This is a genomic window from Sutcliffiella horikoshii (genome assembly GCF_021991925.1).
In the GTDB taxonomy this organism is placed as follows: Bacteria; Bacillota; Bacilli; order Bacillales; family Bacillaceae_I; genus Sutcliffiella_A; species Sutcliffiella_A horikoshii_F.
The window spans coordinates 38260-54382 of the sequence record NZ_RXZI01000003.1 but is presented as its reverse complement, the minus strand read 5'-3'; the positions used below and the strand labels follow the sequence as shown (position 1 = coordinate 54382).

The window sequence follows — 16123 nt, the reverse complement described above, 5'->3', positions numbered from 1 at the left end:
GGGGCGCTGCTTGAGCCTCCTCACTGCGTTGCGGGGTCTCAACCTACCGCTACCTCCCGCCGGAGTCTCACACCTTGCACTACAATCTCCTGGGGAACCAGCTACCTACTTGTTAAATATATTTGAAGGAGGTTTATTATGAAGATTGCTATCTTTACAGATACGTTTGCTCCAGATGTTAATGGTGTAGCAAAAACCTTGAAACGTTTTACCAATTACTTGGACGGTCAAGGGATGGAGTATAGGGTGTTTGCCCCGGAAAGTACAAGCAAGGATTTGTTTACAAGCCATGTTCACCGCTTTGCCAGTCTGCCATTTTTCTTGTATCCCGAATGCCGGCTCGCCCTTCCGAACATGCTCTCTGTCAAGGCGGAACTGCAAAAATTCAAACCCGACCTCATTCATGTTGCAACTCCCTTTAATATCGGCCTTTGCGGGCTTCACTATGCAAAAAAACTCGAAATTCCAGTAGTAGGTTCCTACCACACCGATTTTGATAAATACCTCGAATACTACGATCTTCAATTTCTCACAAAAGTACTCTGGAGCTACATGCGCTGGTTTCATCGCCCATTGAGGAAGATTTTTGTTCCATCCACCGACACGCAAAATCACCTTAAGAAACATGGGTTCACCAATACTGCCATCTGGCAAAGAGGCGTGGACTGTTCTGTTTTTCATCCTACTGCCTCCTACTCAAAACAGTTGAAGGTCAAATATAAAATGAAAGAGAAATTTATCATTTCTTATGTAGGAAGACTCGCTCCGGAGAAAGATGTAGCACTTCTTCCTGAAATTGATGCTGCACTGCCAGAATCCATCCGTCATGATGTACACTGGTTATTGGTAGGGGACGGTCCTTTGAAACAGGAACTGTACAAAAACGCCCTTCCCAATATGACCTTCGCCGGTTACCAATCAGGTCAAAACCTTGCGGAAGTTTATGCAGGTTCCGATTTGTTCGTTTTTCCTTCCGCTACCGAAACCTTTGGCAATGTGGTATTGGAATCCCTTGCATCCGGTACTCCCGTGGTGGGCGCAAATGCCGGCGGAGTCAAAACCATCATACAGCAGGGGCTGACAGGGCATCTATGTGCTCAAGGCGATCCCAAAGCTTTTGCTGCAGCTATCACCAGCCTTTTGGTGGATGAAGAAAAGCGGGACCAGATGGCCCTGGCAGGTCGCCAATATGCTCTCGAACAATCTTGGAATGCCATTTTTGATAAACTACTGAGAGACTATAAGAGCACATTAGCTCAAGAAAACTTACAAGAGCTAGCTTAAAAATTAATAATTTGCAACTTTTAAAGAAATCATTATATAATAGAGACATCTTACTTGTTCGGAAGGAGGGGAAAAAGATGTTACTATCTGTTAATGCTCGCACACAATACATGGCATATTTGCATATTTGTCGTGCGATTTTTCATGATTCAGCTATCAACGGGACACGTATGTCCTTTTTTAGACAGCTGAATAGAAATGACAGATAGTAAGAGATCTTTTGCCCAAAAGCACACTAGGTGTACACCACCTGTTTCAAAAATAAACCATGGGAAAGAAGGCTTCTTCTTACTCATGGTTTTTTTGGTGCGTTTAAATTCTGAAGGAGTGAAATTAACATGATGATATGTACATTAAACAATATAAGTAAAAGCTTTGCAGGAACGATGATTTTTGAGGGTGTTTCAATGGAAATCCAGGCTAATGACCGCATTGGACTTGTGGGAAGAAACGGAAGTGGAAAGACGACACTCTTTCAACTGATAAGCAGTTTGGAAGCCCCTGATAAAGGAGCCATTCATATAAGAAAAGGTACTAAGATTGGCTACCTTGCCCAAATTCCTTCCTTTCCTGAAGGGACAACGGGAGAAGATGTATTGCGCTCTGCTTTTCAGGAGATAGTGGATTTGCAACATAAGCTTCGGGTATTGGAGGAGCAGATGACGGTGGTTGCTGAAGAGAGCAAATTGAACAAGATAATGAATGAATACGGCGTACTTCAAGAACGGTTTGGTTTTATGGGAGGATACGAGATGGACGCCTCCATCCAGCGAATTGCAAATGGGCTGAAGATCACCCATTTGCTCTCACAGCCATTTCCAAGCTTGAGTGGCGGAGAGCAAACAAAAATTTGTCTTGGGTTTATTTTATTACAAAACCCCGACCTGCTTCTTCTTGATGAACCGACCAACCATCTTGATATATTTTCAGTAGAGTGGCTGGAGCAATATTTAAAAGAGTATGATGGGACAGTTGTTGCCATCTCACATGATCGTTATTTCCTAGATGAGGTAGCAACTAAAATTATAGATTTAGAGGACGGGGAGATTCACACTTATCATACCAACTACAGTGGTTTCCTAAAGGAAAAAGAAGAGAGATTGCTGTTGGAATTCTCCGCGTATCAAGAACAACAGAAAAAAATCAAGAAAATGAAAGAGGCAATCAAGCGCCTAAAAGAATGGGCGAATCAAAGTAATCCTCCAAATGCGGCCATGCATCGCCGCGCGAAAAGCATGGAAAAGGCATTAAATAGAATGGAAAAAATAAAACGTCCCATCCTTGAGCGGAAGGCAATGGGACTTCAATTTGATGCCACAGATCGTAGCGGAAAAGATGTAGTAATATTGGAAAAGGTCCATAAATCATTTGGTAAGAAAGATCTTTTCAAAGACATTGACCTGGCAATTTATTTTAGAGAAAGGGCAGCAATTGTCGGTCAGAATGGGACGGGTAAATCTTCTCTGTTAAAGATGTTGCTCGGAAAACTGGATGCGGATAGTGGATTAGTGAAACTTGGCAGTAACGTAAAAGTAGGTTATCTTTCTCAGCATATCGAAGCTAGCAATCCAAATCAAACGTTGATTGAAGCATTCCGTGAAGACATTTCCATCACATTGGAACAAGCAAGGCATGTGTTGGCGAAATTCTTGTTCTACGGACCTTCTGTATTCAAGAAAGTAGAGAATTTAAGTGGCGGGGAGAAAATGCGGCTACGTCTGGCCCAGCTAATGCACCAAGATATCAATTTGCTGATATTGGATGAGCCGACCAACCACCTCGATATCGATTCAAGAGAAGTTCTTGAAGAGGCATTAGAAGACTTTGATGGCACCATCCTAGCCGTCTCCCATGATCGGTTTTTCTTGAATAAATATTTTGAGAAAACATGCTGGTTAGAAGATGGAAGGCTCGTCACTTTTGAGGGAAATTATCAATATGCCCGTGGAAAGCGGGAGGAGTTGGAGAGGAAAAAGGTAGTAAACCTTCCTGACTTCATACAAACCCAGAAGAAGAAAGAGCACCTACCTCCAAACACAACTAAAAATAAAAGCTTCGAGGAAATAGAAAAGGACTTAGAGGATCTGGAAACAGAAATAGTTGAGTTAGAAGCTCAAATGAGCAATGAAGAAGATCTACAAACTCTTCAAAGACTGCAAGATGAACTCACCCTTTTAGAATCCAAAAGAGATTCCTTATATGTAACATTAGAAGAAATCCTTTAGAACTAAAAAACCGCCCTAGAATATAGCTCTTAGAGAGCCTTATTCGCGGGCGGTTTTTCTTATTGCCTATATTAAGCGTTCGCTTGCTCTTTCAATGCATCTGCTTTGTCTGTTTGCTCCCAAGGAAGATCCAGATCATTACGTCCGAAGTGGCCGTAAGCTGCAGTTTGCTTGTAGATAGGACGACGAAGGTCTAGCATTTTAATGATTCCAGCTGGACGAAGGTCGAAGTTATTGCGAACCAATTCAACCAATTTCTCTTCAGAAACTTTACCAGTTCCGAAAGTATCCACTGCGATAGACACTGGTTGAGCAACACCGATCGCATAAGCCAATTGCACTTCACACTTGTCAGCAAGTCCACTTGCGACGATGTTTTTAGCTACATAGCGTGCTGCATATGCACCAGAACGGTCTACTTTTGTTGCATCTTTACCGGAGAATGCTCCACCACCGTGGCGAGCGTATCCACCGTAAGTGTCAACGATGATCTTACGTCCTGTAAGACCTGCATCCCCTTGTGGCCCACCGATTACGAAACGGCCAGTTGGGTTGATGAAGTACTTTGTATTCTCGTCAATCAATTCAGCAGGAACTACCGGCTTGATTACGTATTCCTTGATGTTCCGTTGGATACGCTCCAAGGAAACCTCTGGGTGATGTTGAGTAGAGATTACAATTGTATCAATGCGAACTGGTTGGTCGTTCTCATCATATTCTACTGTCACTTGCGTTTTACCATCTGGACGTAAGTAAGGAAGAACCTCATCTTTTCTTACTTCTGTTAAGCGGCGGGAAAGCTTGTGCGCTAGAGAAATAGGTAAAGGCATTAATTCTTTTGTTTCATTGCAAGCGAAACCAAACATTAGACCTTGGTCACCCGCTCCAATTGCTTCGATTTCTGCATCTGACATTTGACCTTCACGAGCTTCTAGCGCTTGGTCAACACCCATTGCGATGTCAGCAGACTGCTCATCGATGGAAGTAAGTACAGCACAAGTTTCCGCATCAAAACCGTATTTTGCACGAGTATAACCGATGCCTTGGATTGTTTCACGAACAATCTTAGGAATATCTACATAAGTGGAAGTTGTAATTTCTCCAGCTACTAATACCAATCCAGTAGTAACGGATGTTTCACACGCTACACGTGCATTCGGGTCATTAGTTAGGATCGCGTCCAGGATAGAATCGGAAATTTGGTCACAAATTTTATCCGGGTGCCCTTCCGTTACGGACTCAGAAGTAAATAAACGACGTTGTTTAGTCATTAAAAAAAGTTCCTCCTTTTTGTTTATGAAAAGCGTTTGACTTCTCTTCACGTACAACAGTTATATTTGATACGGATCTCAGTTCCTATTGTGATGTTCTATGTTATCTTGTGTAAAAATAGAAAAAACCTTCCCACAAAATTGAGGAAAGGTTTGATGTCGAGAATTAGCCTTTCACTCTTATCGGTCAAGGTCATAGCCTTGCTCAGGTTTAGCACCTTTTCTCAAGCGACCAAAAACTTGGCCTAATAAAACAGCGGCGTGCTTTTTCGCGCTCGCTCATCCTTTGAGCAGGTTGCTGGGTTTCATAGGGCCTGTCCCTCCACCAGCTCGGAATAAGAGTATCCGTTCAAGGTTCTATATTAGCGTACTAAAACCTTTTATGTCAACAAAAAAGAGAAATAATTCGACATCGATTTACAGGAAATAATTGCTTCCTTATTATTATCGCTTTTTCTTTGTTTATACTGATATTTTAAGCCCATGAGAAATTGATCCATCATTCTCTTTTACTTATGGGGAACAGGGTTTATAATGGTAGAGGGAATCGGGCTCGTCCCCCCTTGTTTTAGGCGAGAATTGGTAACGCTTTCAATTTTTTGGTCTACTTTACATATTAACTCTTAGCTTTTCCACTGGGATAAGCCTGTTTTTTCACAAAATATTAACGAATTCACATTAATTTTCATAAAATAAGCTAATTAGTATGGACTATTAGATTAAATGTGTTATACTTTTTAACAGATGAGAAAAAACAAAAATAATTATTAATTCAAATTGAAGGAGAGTTATCCATGATGAAAACGGTTGGGATCGATAATGGGTTAACAAAATTAATTTACGGAAGTAACACACATGTACAGCTTTCTGTTCCACAATTGGTGGAAAAAGTATTAAACCGTAACGAAGGCTGCTTGACCTCTACAGGTGCTGTGCTCGCAACCACTGGAAAATACACGGGTCGCTCCCCTAAAGATAAATTTATTGTGGAAGAAGAGTCAAGTAAAGATAAAATCGATTGGGGAAGTGTAAACAGCCCTATCTCAGAAGACGTATTTGACCGCTTATATAATAAAGTACTGACATACTTAGAAAATAAAGAAGAGATTTTTGTTTTTAAAGGGTTTGCCGGAGCTGATGAGAAATATCAGTTACCAATCCAAGTGATTAATGAGTTTGCATGGCACAACCTTTTTGCTCAACAACTATTCATCAAACCAAACGAAGAGCAGTTGGCCAAACATGAAACCGCCTTCAGCATTGTTTCTGCACCAAACTTCAAGGCTGATCCAGCTGTGGATGGAACCAACTCAGAAGCATTCATCATCATTTCCTTCAGCAAACGCGTCGTTCTTATCGGTGGTACGGAATATGCTGGAGAAATGAAAAAGTCCATCTTCTCCGTTATGAACTATCTTTTACCGGAAAACGGCATCATGCCGATGCACTGCTCTGCAAATGTAGGCCGCGAAGGCGATGTAGCCTTATTCTTCGGTCTATCAGGAACAGGTAAAACAACTCTATCTGCCGATCCAAACCGCAAACTGATCGGAGACGACGAGCACGGCTGGTCCAACACTGGTGTATTCAATATCGAGGGTGGCTGCTATGCAAAATGCATCGGCCTGACACATGAAAAAGAACCACAAATCTTCGATGCAATCCGTTTCGGATCTGTGTTAGAGAATGTAGTCATTGATGGGCAATCCAGAGTTGCCGACTATGATAACTCTACACTAACGGAAAACACGCGTGCAGCTTATTCCTTGGATGCCATGGAAAATATCGTCCAACCTAGCATCGCTGGCCACCCGACAACGATCGTCTTTTTGACAGCTGATGCAACTGGCGTATTGCCTCCAATCTCCAAGCTTTCTAAAGAACAGGCTATGTTCCATTTCTTAAGCGGTTATACAAGTAAGCTTGCAGGTACAGAGCGCGGAATCACTTCACCACAAGCAACATTCTCGACTTGCTTCGGATCACCGTTCCTGCCGCTTCCTGCCACAACGTATGCAGAGATGCTCGGTAAGAAGATTGATGAGCACAATGTACAGGTTTACCTTGTCAACACAGGCTGGACTGGTGGAGAATATGGCGTTGGAAGCCGCATGAAGCTTTCTTACACAAGAGCGATGGTACAGGCGGCACTTGAAGGCGACCTGACAAATGTAGAAGTGGAGAAGGATCCTTACTTCGGGGTCTCCATCCCTGTGCATGTTCCAGGTGTACCTGATGAAGTGTTGCAACCGAAGAAAACTTGGCATGACGAAGAAAAATACGATCAGTTTGCCCGCGAGCTTGCAGGAAAGTTCAAAGCAAACTTCAAAAAATTTGAAAATGTACCTGCCGAAGTCCTTGATATGGGCGGACCTACGGTTTAATAGTTGTAAATACTTAAAGCCAACCAAGGTTGTGAGAACCTTGGTTGGCTTTTTAGGTTATTCGAAACTTTCTATTTGACTGCTTCCTATTGTTAAATAGACGTTTGGGCTTTTAGAGCCGTTCTTTGACCGTTCTTTATTTTCAGAGCATATTCATGCATATAGAAACCCCCTCTTTGTCCATTGAGGGCCACATCCGCACCACTCACTACTGTTCTTTCATCCACCTCGTCAACCGCTCCACAATCCTCCGGTTCTCGCGTGGCGGAAAATAGTGCGTGTACTCAGGATAATACCACGCCTCCACCTTCTTCCCCATCTCCTTCGCGCACCTTTCTAGTCGATAGGAGTGCTCAATGGAAACGTTCTTGTCCCGCTCCCCATGGATAATCAAGATTGGAGCCTCCAATCTATCAAGCTCCAGTAAAGGCGTCCTCCATTCATATCGCTCCGGATACTTATTTGGCGTTCCTCCTATCACACGTTTCATCATGCGGCGCAAATCCACTCTCTCCTCGTAGGTGAGAAACATATCAGACACCCCGCCCCAGGAGACAACTGAACACACTTCAGGAAACTCTATTCCTGTCATAAGAGCCATGACGCCCCCACGTGAGAAACCGAACACATGAATGCTGTCAGCCTTCACTTTTTTTAGACCCGCCAATACTTTATACGCAAAAAACGCATCCTCCCTGTCATCCCCGGCAAAGTCCTCATTTCCCTCCCCACCTTGATTTCCACGGTAAAAAGGTGCCATCACCACAAACCCTTCCGAGGCGAACTGAACGATCCTACCAACCCGGACCTGTCCGACATTTTTGATTCCGCCCCTTAAATATAGAAATCCATCGTACTTCCCTTCCGCTTTCGGTTCGGCAAGTAACCCCTTCACTTTCAATCCACCGCTATAATAGGTTACCGAAAAAACATGGATATGCGGACTGGGTGATGGAAATGGAGTCTTTTCCACAATCATCCCGTCTTGCAAAATATTGCCCCCCTTTTACGCACTAGGCATTCACACATATTTAGCCCAAATCATACGCTAATCTATAAAAACATACAAAGTATATGCCCAAAATTTCTGAGGAGGTTGGACATGAAAGGTTTACGAATAGCATCAAGTATTTTATTGACTTTTGTTTTAATCGTTACCCTTGCAGCTTGTGGTGGTGGCAAAACAGAAAAGGTCCGGATTGCCGAAGTTACCCGTTCTATATTTTATGCTCCCCAATATGTTGCGATTGAAAAAGGTTTTTTTGAAGAAGAAGGACTTGAAGTGGAACTTACCACAACTTGGGGTGGGGATAAAACGATGACCACATTATTGGCTGACGGTGCGGATGTGGCATTGGTAGGTTCGGAGACATCCATTTATGTGTATGCGCAAGGCTCAAATGACCCCATCATCAACTTTGCCCAGCTAACACAGACAGATGGAACATTTTTAGTGTCCAGAGAAAAGCTTGAAACCTTTTCGTGGGACGATTTAAAAGGCAGTACATTCCTTGGTCAGCGCAAAGGTGGGATGCCACAAATGGCTGGCGAATTTGTTCTAAAAAAACATGGTATTGATCCACAGAATGATTTAAATCTCATCCAAAATGTTGACTTCGCAAATATTCCTAGTGCCTTCGCTTCAGGAACAGGAGAATTCGTGCAGCTGTTCGAACCACAGGCTAGTATTTTCGAAGCCGAAGGTATTGGTTATATCGTCGCTTCTTTTGGGGAAGAGTCAGGCCACCTTCCATATACGACATTCATGGCCAAAGAAAGCTATTTAAAAGAGAATGCAGAAGCAGCTGAAAAGTTCACCCGTGCCCTCTACAAAGCACAGCAATGGGTGGAAAATAATCCAGCCTCCGAAACAGCCAAAGTCATCCTCCCATATTTTGAGGATACATCGGTGGAATTGATTGAAACCGTAATAGATCGCTATAAGAGTCAAGGCTCTTTCGCCACTGACCCAATCCTTGACCAAGAGGAGTGGGAGAACCTGCAGAACATTATGCAAGAAGCCGGTGAGCTACCTAAATATGTAGAGCATGGCACACTGGTCAATACCACCATTGCAGAAGAGGTAATGGAAGAATAGGATGATGAACGATGAGTTTATTATCAATCAATAACATTGAGCATATTTATTTTACACCAGAACGGGCCACAAAGGTCTTAGAGGACATTTCCATCACAATCGAGGAGGGGGAGTTCATCTCCTTCCTCGGCCCTAGCGGCTGTGGGAAAACGACACTGCTCTCCATCATTGCAGGCTTGCTTAAACCGACAGAGGGCAAGGTTCTGCTTGGAGGAAAACCTTCAAAGGACTGCATTGCTGATATAGGCTATATGCTCCAACAGGATTACCTCTTTCCTTGGAAAACAATTGAAGAAAACGTACTCCTTGGTTTGAAAATATCAAATAAACGTTCCCAGAATAACATAGTGAAAACATTGCAGTTATTAAAAGATATGGGACTTCCTGATGTGGAAAAACTATATCCTTCCCAGCTTTCAGGTGGGATGAGGCAACGGGCCGCACTTGTCCGGACACTTGCTACAGACCCGGCGCTCCTTCTACTTGATGAACCTTTTTCTGCCCTTGATTACCAAACAAAATTAAAGCTCGAGGACCTTGTTTTTTCCACACTCAAGTCCTTTAAAAAAACTGCGTTGCTTGTCACCCATGATATTGGGGAAGCCATTGCCATGAGTGACCGGATATTCCTGTTAAAAGCCAATCCTGGCCGTTTGGCAAAAACGTTCATTGTACCAGAAGAATTGAGAAAGATGGTCCCATTTGAAGCAAGGCAGCACACGGATTTCTCCTCCTTGTTCCAAAAGATCTGGAAGGAGCTGGAGCAACTTGAACAAGAAAGCGAACATTGACCTCCTTCATGCTGAATTCCTAAAGCAAAGAAAAAAAGTGACTTATAAAGTAAGATTATATCAATTAATCATTTTCGTCGTATTCTTCGCTTCATGGGAAATGGCCGGAAAAAACAGCTGGATCAATCCACTGTTGTTCAGTTATCCAAGCCGGATCTGGAATCTTTTTATAGATAAAATTCGGGACGGTACACTGCTTTCCAATATCAGTATCACCGTTACAGAAACCATATTTGGATTTATCCTTGGTACACTCATCGGTACCATTATGGCAGCAATCTTATGGTGGTCGCCGATGATTTCAAGAGTGCTCGAGCCTTACCTGGTCATCCTCAATGCGATGCCGAAAGTAGCGCTGGGACCTATTTTGATTGTTGCCATTGGACCTAATATGGGGTCCATCATCACAATGGGAGCCATCATCTCGGTGATCATTACCACCATTGTGGTCTACACCGCCTTTAAAGAAGTGGATACCAACTACCTGAAGGTACTGAAGACCTTTGGGGCGACCCGTGCACAGCTCTTCCACCAAGCCGTGCTTCCCGCCTCCTATCCCACCATCATTTCCACCTTGAAGGTGAACGTCGGCCTCGCATGGGTAGGGGTCATTGTCGGAGAGTTCCTGGTCAGTTCCAAAGGGCTAGGTTATATGATCATCTATGGCTTCCAAGTGTTCAACTTCACCCTGGTGCTGTTGAGCCTGCTGATCATCGCCGTATTTGCCACCATCATGTACCAGCTGGTGGAGTATTTGGAGAGAAAATTGGTGAAGCACACTTAACTGTCACAAAATTGTAAAGAGCAACCCCAGTTATATGGGGTTGCTCGCTTTTGTCAGAAGTTCTTGCTATTTTCTTGGAAGAGGCCGGCAATTGGATTTTTGCCACACAAATTCTCTAAACTAACATGCAGGCCAGTCATTACAGCTGGGAAAAGAGCACGATAGTAAGGGATATAACAGCTAACTTATCATTAGGAAAAGCAAAAAAGTTTACGAAAACAGCTTTTTAATTTTCTCCAAACTATGTGTCAGCACATCATCTTTCATTATAAAACTGAATCGATTATCTTTTTTGACATTTCCGGGAATCTGCCTCAATAAGACAGGTCCATTTGTTTCAAAATATGTATTCTGCTTTACAAGCTTATCGATGATGGCAAAGTAAACATTTTTGATAATGATTTTCTCTCTTCCATCCACTTTATATTGCCCTATGTATTGCAACTGGGCCACATGCCCGCCTGTTTCTTCCTTCACTTCCCTGATTGCTCCCTGAGCTGCAGTTTCCCCAACCTCTACTTTTCCGCCTGGGAATTCCAATCCACGGTTTTTATGGCTGGTCAACAACCACTGGTCCTCATATCGGCAAATAACCCAGACGTGTTTGGGGTCTCGAGAAAAAGGATGGTCTTCAAAGGATAACATCACTCGGTTGTTATAAATATCTTCAAACTCATACATACTATCGAAACTCCAATATCTCTTTTTTCTTATTTATCTTATCATAGTAGCATCGAAAATGTGAGAGTCAAGTACCCCATTTAGACCATCATTCATAAAAAAAATTCTATTCCATTAAATCATCCATCAGCCCTTGGTTCTTTATATGGGCCTTCGTTTCATCATCCCCAAGCTCATAAATCATCTTAAAAGCGTGTTGCAATCCGTTGTCGTAAGCATCATTTTCCCGGTCGTAATGGTATTGCACAAACGGAATGTGCGCTCTCCAAAAGCCTTGCCAATCGGAAGAATAGTTCTGATCAAAGATCTCTCGTAATTGTGTGATCTCTTCATCATTAGCCTGAATTTGATAATCCCAAGGGGTTGCGGTGCTCACTTGTGAAATAGATCCTTCTGCAAGAGAAATATAATATGTTTTTCGCTCCATATACTTTCACCCTTTCCAGTGTCTTCTCTTATTTTCACTCAAACTCCGCGCTTTATTCTTCCAAGTCACCTTGTTAAGAGTCCGCTTTTTTCTTGATTGCTTCAATTATCTTCTTTAACATTTTGGGTATTGGCACTCCCATGCGAGATGCATTTTCCATGATAGAAAGGAACTCATTCACTAAATAAAATAAAATCGTAACATCTTTTATCATACCCGTACCCAAAATCGTATCCACCACATGGGCAATGCTCACCAGGGCAAAAATGAAAACCTTTTGCGCTATTCCCTTGAAACCTACCCGACTCGATAAGCGTTTTTCTACATAGGCGGCCAAAATTCCCGTCACATAATCTACGATGACAAAAGCAATCAAAAATATTAAAAGCATACTGAAACCACCGTACAAAAGCGAAGCAATGTAGCCGAATATAGAAACTGCACCCAAATACATCAAACTGTACTTGTCCATAACAACTCCCCATTCAACTCAATTTTTATTTCTGACCATAAACTAACTGATTCCTTACAGCATAATATGCAATCTGCTAGCTTCCGGTTACGAGTTAGTAGAGTTTTTTGTATGAACAGAAGAAAATCGTGAAAACTAACTATTACTTTACTAGAGGAGATAGTTTAATGAAAACCTTTGAAACGTTCATAAATAAGTACCATAAAAAATGGATCAGAGAAGACGAAGATATTGATGCAGTCGCCTATGCGATTGTAAACAGCTTCACAAGGGAACAATGCTTAGATCTTCTTAACGAATTATCAGATGAGGAGCTTCACCTAGTGGTAGCTCAGTTGGTGATGGAGCAAGTGAAAGAGTTTCTGATAAAGGGGGAATACGGAGATAGTGGATTACTCCATTAACGGTTATAATGATAGGCTCTTTTCTCAAAGATTGTTGCTATCTTAAACAGTCGGTAATTGGATTTTTTACTGCTCACTTACTCCTGAAAATCGCAAGTAGTTTATAGTAACAAGGTAAAGAGCACGATAATAAGGAAAATAACGGCCTGTGTAATTATACGAAAAAGCAACAAAGTTTACGAAAACAGCCTTATGAAAAAAAGCCCGAACCCAAAGAATTTCTTCAGGGTTTCGGGCTTTTTCATTATTTTCCTAAGAATGCATGCAACATCCAATTATGTTTTTCCACACTCTGGTGAATGGCAAGTAGCATGTCCCCAGTAGTCTCATCTCCGGCCTGGTCTGCAATCTCCATGCCTTCTTTTAACTCATCAATAAGGGTAGAGAAGTCATTCGCGATGGATTGGACCATCTGCTCAGCAGACTCTTTTCCTTCCGCTTCATTTATAGTAGAAATTTCAAGGATCTCCTTCATTGTTCCAACCGGAGTCCCTTCTATTGCCAACAATCTTTCTGCCAGCTCGTCGATATGGGTCGCCGCCTCTCCATACAACTGCTCAAACTTTTCATGAAGTGTGAAGAACTCAGGACCTTTAACAAACCAATGGTAATTATGTAATTTAATAAAAAGGACACTCCAGTTAGCTACCTGCTTATTTACTACTTCCGTTAATTGATTAGACATTAAAAAACCTCCTATTGACAAAGCAATTTATATACATTATTTACCCCCTTTAGCGTCTCCTTAAACAAGTGACTTATGCCTCTTTGGAAAGCTTTTTATTAACCTCCACTTTAGTGATAGAATAAGAAAAGCCAATTCTATAAAAGGAGGATTACCATCAAATGATGACCATCTTGATTATCTGCATCATCATCGTATTCGTCGTGCTATTTCTGACCCTGCTCTCCACCAACAAAGCATACAAATACGAACACACCATAGACCCCGTCGACCGAGAAACAACACAAACCGAAAACCGCCCCGCCAAAGACGAGAAAAAGTAAAATAAATTTCAAAAAGGGGTCAGACCCCTAAAGGAATTTCGCTCCGAACGTCGAAACCCCCTGAGCACCGTCTGCTCAGGGGGATCTTTTATTAATATTTATTTTACTTTTATTAACAGTTATTTCGTATTTTTCTTCACATGCTTTTCTTTTTTTTAAGCTTAAGGGTTAGTAGTATTCATAGATGTAAGGGGAATCGGGTTGTTCGACTTTCTCCAGGGTGTCTACTTCGACGTATGGGAGCGTCCAATTGTTGTATTGGGTTGTCGTCAACGTTCCACTTACTTTCACCCAATCATCATTTTCTAGATCCCCTGCACCACTCATAGTAGATAATGTTCCATATACACTTGCATCGGCCACACAACAAGATAGGCCAAAACGAGCTACGACAAACTGGTTTTCTGAAAAGTCGGCTTCGCGATACACAAACCCTACCATCTCAATTTTTTTACCAACAAACTCTTTGATGCTCATATCAATGATGTTCATCATCGGAATATATCTGTCCTCATCGACCACAATCGTATCCATCTCAAGCATTTCAGCCTTCAATTCCTCATAATAACCCTCAGGTGGCTCTTGCAGTTCAAAGCCATCCGGGTGCTCCAGAGGTGCATCCGCTAACTGCTCATCAATGGTGGGTTGTTGATTCTCTTGATCTTCCATATATCCTTCTGGATCATCCAAATAGGCTTCCGCCCTGGATGTTTCAGATTCCCCCGTATTTCCGCCTTCATCAGAACCACCTGCCGGACCGTCAAATGCACCTGCCTGCTGGCGTTGCTCCACAATCTGCTTGGAACTTGTAAACCCCCGCTTATCAATGATGGAACTATCCAGAATGTTATCAGGAAACATAAAACCTGTCACAACAGGCAACACGAACATGGAATAAATCAAAATGGATTGGATCGGGGTGGAGGACTCCCCATGGTCAAATCCACAATTACACACCAATTCATCTTTATTCTTGGAACCGCTCCGCCATATCTGCACAATACCCAATATAAATAGCGTCCCCGCAGCAAAATACATGAACGGCATCATTCGGGGAGCGATGAAATTCGTAATATCACCTGTCACCAAAAGCTTAAAAAACAAGAGAGTAAATCCTAATAGAATGATTCCACGTAGATAAATATGGAACCCATAGTCTCGATTATTTTCCATATGTCGTCATCCTCTCCTTACAGCACCAGCTGTTGGAAAATAAGTATGCTCGCAAATACCACCACAGTCACCACAACCATAAACACTAGTACAAATTTAGTACGGAAGTAAGCAAATAACATAAACGTATTCTTTAAATCCAACATCGGACCATAGATCATGAACGCAAGTAACGATCCAGTGGTAAAGGTTGTCCCGAACGAAGCAGCAACAAAAGCATCAGCCTCAGAACAAAGTGACAACACATAGGCAAATGCCATCATCACAGCAGGAGACAATACGTCATTTTGCCCTAGTGCAAGCAGGATACTGCGATCAAGGAATGTCTGGAATAAACTCGCTATGAACGCACCAGCAATCAAGTATTTCCCCATATCAAAAAACTCATCACTTGCATGATAGAACGTCGCTTTCCATTTGTTTTGCTGTAGTACAGGCTGCTCCAATTCAACGTCCTGTCTGCCCTGCAGCTCACTTTTTGTCCAGCGTAATTGGTTCTTATTATCAAAAAGCAACAACATCAATAAACCAATGACAATACATAATACAAAAGCAAGTCCAAAACGGCCATATAGAATGGTCGGATCTCCATTAAACGCGAAGTATGTAGATGCGACAACTACCGGGTTCAGTATTGGTGCACCCACTAGCAGGACCACCCCAACATGTAGAGGCATCCCCTTCTTGATCAGCCTTCGCACTACAGGAATGATCGCACATTCACATATAGGAAAGATGGCACCTAGGATTGCTGCAGGAATGATCGCAGCAAATGCATTTTTCGGAAGGAACTTTTTTATTGTTTCCTCTGACACGAATGTCTGGATAAGTGCAGAGGCGAAAACTCCAAGTAAAATAAACGGAATTGCTTCTATGACAATACTAAGAAATATCGTATTAACGTTCAGCCATGAACTTGGAATATCCAGAGGAATCTCCTTAAAATCAACAAAGAAGAACAGATACAGGAATACCCCTATCAAAGCAAGACCGACCAAATCCTTCAAAAGACTATTGCTTGTCCTCATACTTCTACTCCTATCATATTTTCTATTTTGTATTATAACATATCAATCTTTCATTGCTTCACCTTTGATACTAGCAATATATGTCTAATCTAT

General features: G+C 42.2%; 17 protein-coding genes and 1 riboswitch. Of the genes, 9 read left to right on the top strand and 8 right to left on the bottom strand.

Going from position 1 to position 16123, the window contains the following annotated elements:
- Window positions 1-138 precede the first annotated feature (138 nt).
- From EKQ44_RS09895 to abc-f, 3 genes are all read left to right on the top strand, one after another.
- The gene (locus tag EKQ44_RS09895) at window positions 139-1284 is read left to right on the top strand and encodes a glycosyltransferase family 4 protein (protein WP_237663379.1); all 1146 of its coding nucleotides are present in this window, start codon (window positions 139-141) and stop codon (window positions 1282-1284) included.
- A gap of 77 nt (window positions 1285-1361) precedes the next feature.
- Window positions 1362-1493 (top strand): RAxF-45 family protein, encoded by a 132-nt coding sequence (locus tag EKQ44_RS21575; protein WP_331254656.1) that lies wholly within the window; start codon window positions 1362-1364, stop codon window positions 1491-1493.
- 129 nt (window positions 1494-1622) lie between these two features.
- Window positions 1623-3509, top strand: a complete 1887-nt coding sequence (abc-f, locus tag EKQ44_RS09890) for a ribosomal protection-like ABC-F family protein (RefSeq protein WP_237663378.1) — start codon at window positions 1623-1625, stop codon at window positions 3507-3509.
- Window positions 3510-3580: 71 nt separating this feature from the next.
- Here the strand turns inward: abc-f and metK are convergent, their stop codons facing one another.
- A complete protein-coding gene (gene metK, locus EKQ44_RS09885; protein WP_148987974.1) occupies window positions 3581-4780 on the bottom strand; it encodes a methionine adenosyltransferase in 1200 nt (399 codons plus the stop codon).
- 177 nt (window positions 4781-4957) lie between these two features.
- A riboswitch (SAM riboswitch) is annotated at window positions 4958-5122 on the bottom strand.
- Window positions 5123-5577: 455 nt separating this feature from the next.
- Between metK and pckA the strand changes: the two genes are divergently transcribed.
- A complete protein-coding gene (gene pckA, locus EKQ44_RS09880) occupies window positions 5578-7164 on the top strand; it encodes a phosphoenolpyruvate carboxykinase (ATP) (protein WP_237663822.1) in 1587 nt (528 codons plus the stop codon).
- Between the two features lie 208 nt (window positions 7165-7372).
- Here the strand turns inward: pckA and EKQ44_RS09875 are convergent, their stop codons facing one another.
- Entirely contained in the window at window positions 7373-8143 is a 771-nt protein-coding gene (locus EKQ44_RS09875; RefSeq protein WP_237663821.1) for an alpha/beta hydrolase family protein, read from the bottom strand.
- A gap of 123 nt (window positions 8144-8266) precedes the next feature.
- Here EKQ44_RS09875 and EKQ44_RS09870 point away from each other — a divergent pair, with 123 nt between their 5' ends.
- Genes EKQ44_RS09870 through EKQ44_RS09860 form a run of 3 tightly spaced genes read left to right on the top strand, consistent with a single transcriptional unit; the run spans window position 8267 to window position 10837 of the window.
- Entirely contained in the window at window positions 8267-9262 is a 996-nt protein-coding gene (locus tag EKQ44_RS09870; protein WP_237663377.1) for an ABC transporter substrate-binding protein, read from the top strand.
- A gap of 11 nt (window positions 9263-9273) precedes the next feature.
- The gene (locus EKQ44_RS09865) at window positions 9274-10053 is read left to right on the top strand and encodes an ABC transporter ATP-binding protein (protein WP_237663376.1); all 780 of its coding nucleotides are present in this window, start codon (window positions 9274-9276) and stop codon (window positions 10051-10053) included.
- Window positions 10031-10837, top strand: coding sequence for an ABC transporter permease (locus EKQ44_RS09860; protein WP_237663375.1), 807 nt, complete (start codon window positions 10031-10033; stop codon window positions 10835-10837). Before EKQ44_RS09865 ends, EKQ44_RS09860 begins: the two co-directional genes overlap by 23 nt.
- Before the next feature lie 210 nt (window positions 10838-11047).
- On the opposite strand, the gene ytkD is transcribed toward EKQ44_RS09860, so the two are convergent.
- The 3 genes from ytkD to EKQ44_RS09845 all read right to left on the bottom strand — a co-directional run bounded on the left by ytkD (window position 11048) and on the right by EKQ44_RS09845 (window position 12417).
- Window positions 11048-11518 (bottom strand): RNA deprotection pyrophosphohydrolase, encoded by a 471-nt coding sequence (gene ytkD / locus EKQ44_RS09855; RefSeq protein ID WP_237663374.1) that lies wholly within the window; start codon window positions 11516-11518, stop codon window positions 11048-11050.
- Window positions 11519-11624: 106 nt separating this feature from the next.
- On the bottom strand, window positions 11625-11945 hold the full coding sequence (locus EKQ44_RS09850; protein WP_237663373.1) for a hydrolase: 321 nt from the start codon (window positions 11943-11945) through the stop codon (window positions 11625-11627).
- Between the two features lie 73 nt (window positions 11946-12018).
- On the bottom strand, window positions 12019-12417 hold the full coding sequence (locus EKQ44_RS09845) for a phage holin family protein (RefSeq protein WP_237663372.1): 399 nt from the start codon (window positions 12415-12417) through the stop codon (window positions 12019-12021).
- Between the two features lie 167 nt (window positions 12418-12584).
- On the opposite strand from EKQ44_RS09845, the gene EKQ44_RS09840 reads away from it, so the two are divergent.
- Window positions 12585-12821, top strand: a complete 237-nt coding sequence (locus EKQ44_RS09840; protein WP_237663371.1) for a hypothetical protein — start codon at window positions 12585-12587, stop codon at window positions 12819-12821.
- Window positions 12822-13065: 244 nt separating this feature from the next.
- Here the strand turns inward: EKQ44_RS09840 and EKQ44_RS09835 are convergent, their stop codons facing one another.
- Window positions 13066-13506 (bottom strand): Dps family protein, encoded by a 441-nt coding sequence (locus EKQ44_RS09835; protein WP_237663370.1) that lies wholly within the window; start codon window positions 13504-13506, stop codon window positions 13066-13068.
- Between the two features lie 161 nt (window positions 13507-13667).
- Here EKQ44_RS09835 and ytzI point away from each other — a divergent pair, with 161 nt between their 5' ends.
- Window positions 13668-13829 (top strand): YtzI protein, encoded by a 162-nt coding sequence (ytzI, locus tag EKQ44_RS09830; protein WP_237663369.1) that lies wholly within the window; start codon window positions 13668-13670, stop codon window positions 13827-13829.
- Between the two features lie 168 nt (window positions 13830-13997).
- Here the strand turns inward: ytzI and EKQ44_RS09825 are convergent, their stop codons facing one another.
- The gene (locus tag EKQ44_RS09825; protein ID WP_237663368.1) at window positions 13998-15002 is read right to left on the bottom strand and encodes a TIGR03943 family putative permease subunit; all 1005 of its coding nucleotides are present in this window, start codon (window positions 15000-15002) and stop codon (window positions 13998-14000) included.
- 17 nt (window positions 15003-15019) lie between these two features.
- Complete coding sequence (locus tag EKQ44_RS09820) at window positions 15020-16030, bottom strand: permease (RefSeq protein ID WP_237663367.1); 1011 nt, start codon at window positions 16028-16030, stop codon at window positions 15020-15022.
- Between the last annotated feature and the right edge of the window lie 93 nt (window positions 16031-16123).